The following is a 4,239-nucleotide window of genomic DNA, read 5'->3' on the forward strand; positions in this document are numbered from 1 at the left end:
AAAGTAAGTCTCATCCCTTCTTTTTTATTTAAGCACGGATTAAATCGATAAGCAGGGTCAAACAAGTTTGACCCAACAATAAAATCAAAAAAGTTCTGAACCTGTGTAGCCAAGTAGGGTGCACATTGCGCACCAATAAAAATTCGAGTTTAATTTTGTAAAATGAGTTTTAAATCACCAAATCAAAAAGAAAAGTTCAGAATTTTTGCGCTCGAGCGTGATTATAAATTCAATTTATATATTTTATTAAAGCTCAACTTAATGTCGAGCTTTATTTATTATGTTGGTGAATTTTGTCTGTGTGTGCACACTGGTTTTAAAACACTATAAAAACTTTGAGAAAATCTTTGTAAAAAAATTATTCATTTTTTTTATAGCATTTAATACTTTCTGATAATATCGTTTTTCCTATGAGAGGGGAAATCCAGACAGCACCTTTGTTAACTGTCTCAATAATCATTTTTAGGTATTTCATATTTATGTCTTTATTAACATAAGCATTAGCGCCAGCTACTAATGATTCCATCGCTTCATCCTTATCAATATGAGAAGTTATGGCTATAACTTTAACATAAGGTGTATCTTCTTTTATTTTTTTGGTTGCTTCTATACCTGATATGACAGGAAGTCCAATATCCATAACTATTACATCAGGGCTAAGCTCTTTAGCAAGACAAACAGCAGTTTGACCATCTTTTGCTTCTCCGACAACTTTAAAACAAGAATCTTCCTGAAGAAAATCTTTTACCGCATTTTTATATAAAATATCGTCTTCTGCGATAATTATATTTATTGGGATTGAATCTGTATTATACATGATAATGTCCTTACATATTCTCAGTTATAGGTAGTGTAAAGCAAAAGGTTGTTCCTTTTCCTTCTTCAGATTCAAACCATATTTTGCCTCCATGGTGTCCAACGATTTGTTTTGATAAATATAACCCAAGTCCTGATCCTATTTTCCTTTTAGCGGTAGAATATCTTTGAAACATTTTAGACTTATCTGACTCAGAAATTCCTACTCCATTATCACTCACTGATAAAAGAATTTCATCGTCGGTTCTTTTAGCTGAAATATTAATTTCAATTCCTTTTGGATTATGTTTGATTGCGTTGCTTATCAGGTTTGTAAAAACTCTTTTTATCTCATCAGGATCCATTTCAATTTCAATCAGCTTTTCCTGAATATCTATATTTATCCTTGATTCATTATCATCAGCAAGAGGCTTCATTGTTCTTACTGCATCATAAATTATTTTATTTATATTGGATGGCTCTTTTTTTAGTTCATGTTGTCCAAGCTCTAAAGAGTAAACAGTAAGAAGGTTGGTTATTAACCTTAAAAGTTCTTCATTAGTTTTATATATATCACCTAGATATGTTGTAATGTTTTGAATATTGGTGTCTGGTTTTCTTGACATTATGAATTCAAGAGCTTTTTGTTCTCCATAAAGAGGACTTTTCAAATCATGAACAAGCGATGCTATAAAGGTCTCTTCAATTTCTCTAATTTCTTTTCTATTCCTGATATCAACATAGATAATCATAATAGTTCCAATGATTAATTTTAGAGCTTCTATGTCCTGAGATGACCATTTTCTGGGGATATTAGAACAGACCAAAATTCTGTCCTCTATTTTTCTTACTCCCGTTAATGGAATAAATATTTCAAGAGGGTACAGCATAAAGGCCTTTATGTCATATTTATCTAGGAAATCTCTTATTTCTGTATTTTTGATTTGATTAATATCGTTAATGACTATGATTGATTCTTCTATATGACCTGCAATTTCTTTAAAAGATTCAGATGTAAAAATTATTTCTCCTTTAAGTTCTCTAATATTGCCTCTTAATGCTTCATATAGAACAGTAAGATTTCTATAAGGGTCAAGATGTAAATGGGAAACCCTATTTACACTATATAAATCTGCCAGTCTGTTTACTAGATACTCAAATATCTTTTCAGGATTATCATATGATCGAACATCTATTATTGCTTCTCTAATTATTTTTTCGTAGCTGACAGTTTTATTTAACCTTTCATTTAGCTTAAACAAATGGGTACCTATAGAGAGTTGTTTTGCTACAGGTATCAGAAAGTTTAGATTTTTTCCTGATAAAAGCTCTGACGATTCAATATTAGTAATAAAAAAAGCAGATTCCAGTTTATCTCGATAAAAAATGGGTAATACTATTTCATTGTTAATATCAAGATTTTTGAATAGTTGCTTGAATGATTCGGGATACTCAGGCGCATTTATATCATTAATTATAAAAATATGATCTTGTGCTGTTAATTTATCTTTTAAAAAAATATCGAATTCTTTTGGGTAAATCATTTTTCCTTTTACTGAAGGTATATTTTCATTTTTTCTGTATTCCTCAATAACTTCTGAAAAAGATTGCAGAGATTCATCATAAAACCTGAAATGAGCCCTGTCAGCATTAAAAAGCTTACCAAGTTCCATAGTTATGTTTCTGACAGCTTCATCCAAACTATCACTTGTCAATGTATTGATAATTGTATCTTTTAAGTATTCCTGTTTACTTCGTTGATTATTAAGCTCATCAGGATTAGACATAAAAACATTCCTCTATTTTTAATCTTGAGAATAGAATGATTTATAAAAAAAAACATTCCCAATGCATATTATTCTAACAAATAGTAGCCAGGTAGGGCGGGTTCTAACCCAACAGATCAAAAAAATTCTGAACTCATACACTCGAGCGTGTTTATAAATTAAATTTATATATTTATAAACGACCGCACAATACTACGGTCTTTTTTATTTTTGTTGAATTTATTTCATATAATACTCTGGTTATAGTTCACAGGATAATTGACTTATAAAGGATTTGTTTAATTATAGATTTGGGGGAAAATAGGGAAATAAAATTATGAAAAAACTTTATTTAACAGGAATTCTATTTTCATTAATGTTTGTATTTATGATGGTCAATTGCATAGCTCAACCAACACAAACGCCAAGTACAAGAGTTAATGTCAGTCCTCAGGTATCTTCATGTGATTTTAAAATTATGAACCGCAAGCTCTGGTCAGACCACGTAAGCTGGACAAGGATGTATATAATATCAGCACTTGCAAACCTGAATGATACTAATTTCACTGCTGAGAGATTATTAAAAAATCAGCAGGAGATTGGTAATTCAATAAAACCTTTTTATGGAGAGGAAGCAGGAAATAAATTAGCTAATTTACTGGAACAGCATATTTTACTTGCTGTTGAAATGGTTAAATACGCAAAAGCAGGAGATAAAACTCAATTAGCTACAGAAGAAAAAAAATGGTATGCAAATGCTGATGACATAGCTACATTTTTAAGTTCAGCCAATCCTAATTTATCTAAACAGGCTATAACAAATATGTTATATGACCATCTTAAAGTTACAAAAGATGAGGTTGTCTACAGACTTAATGGAAATTATAAATCAGACATACAGGCTTATGATATAATTCTCAACGATATCCTAGAAATGTCTGACGCTATATCTCAGGCTATAATCAAACAATTTCCTGATAAGTTTTGCCAATAATATTAAAGCCTTTATAATATACATTTAAAACTTAAATTATTACTTACGCTGATTCTAACAAATAAGTCCTGAACTTGTACACTTGAGCGTGAATATCAATATAATAAATAAAGCTCAACTTAATGTTGAGCTTTATTTATTATATTGATTGGTTTTAAATGAAAATTTTGAAGAACAAAAAATTGGGAAAGACAGTGCTATTAAAATATTCATATGTCACGCCACGAATAAATTCGAGTTTTATGCCATCTAGATTCATTACACAAGGTCTTTTAGGATATTTTCATAAGTGTACTTTGTGCGGTTTAGCATTCTAGCTGTTAGGAAGTTGAGGTTCTGCATATAGAATAAGTTCCTTGATAGATAATTTCAGATAAAATTGTATATTTTTGACAGTAAAAGCGGATAAAAAGTTAATAAAAAGTAACAATCTGAATATAGCATGAAAAACCGGCTTTTTATGGTTATAAAATTTTATATAATTGTTTAAATTTTTAACTTGTATTATAAATAATATGTTAATAGCTGCGTGAAAGGATTGTTAAATATGAAATTATTACGTCTGGTTTTCTTATTTTTAATAATAAGTATACTTAATCTGGGCATAGCTCCTGCATTTGCCCAACAAACTTTAACTGTTGGAACCGTACAAAAATATATTCATGCAGGCATGTCTCAGGATCA

At 29.9% G+C, this 4,239-nt stretch carries 3 protein-coding genes; 1 reads left to right on the forward strand and 2 read right to left on the reverse strand.

All coding sequences use genetic code 11. From position 1 onward, the window contains the following. Window positions 1–358: 358 nt before the first annotated feature. Both A2255_00160 and A2255_00165 read right to left on the reverse strand, forming a co-directional pair. Entirely contained in the window at window positions 359–817 is a 459-nt protein-coding gene (locus A2255_00160) for a hypothetical protein (protein OGI17744.1), read from the reverse strand. A gap of 10 nt (window positions 818–827) precedes the next feature. Further along, complete coding sequence (locus tag A2255_00165; protein ID OGI17745.1) at window positions 828–2,582, reverse strand: hypothetical protein; 1,755 nt, start codon at window positions 2,580–2,582, stop codon at window positions 828–830. A 316-nt stretch (window positions 2,583–2,898) separates the two neighbouring features. Here A2255_00165 and A2255_00170 point away from each other — a divergent pair, with 316 nt between their 5' ends. After that, a complete protein-coding gene (locus A2255_00170) occupies window positions 2,899–3,555 on the forward strand; it encodes a hypothetical protein (GenBank protein ID OGI17746.1) in 657 nt (218 codons plus the stop codon). Window positions 3,556–4,239: the final 684 nt, after the last annotated feature.

It is taken from the genome of Candidatus Melainabacteria bacterium RIFOXYA2_FULL_32_9 (assembly GCA_001784615.1).
Lineage (GTDB): Bacteria > Cyanobacteriota > Vampirovibrionia > Gastranaerophilales > UBA9579 > UBA9579.

Bases quoted from the DNA above. Each gene is read 5' to 3' on its own strand.
- A2255_00160 (OGI17744.1), bottom strand. From the start codon at position 817: ATGTATAATACAGATTCAATCCCAATAAATATAATTATCGCAGAAGAC.
- A2255_00165 (OGI17745.1), bottom strand. From the start codon at position 2,582: ATGTCTAATCCTGATGAGCTTAATAATCAACGAAGTAAACAGGAATAC.
- A2255_00170 (OGI17746.1), top strand. From the start codon at position 2,899: ATGAAAAAACTTTATTTAACAGGAATTCTATTTTCATTAATGTTTGTA.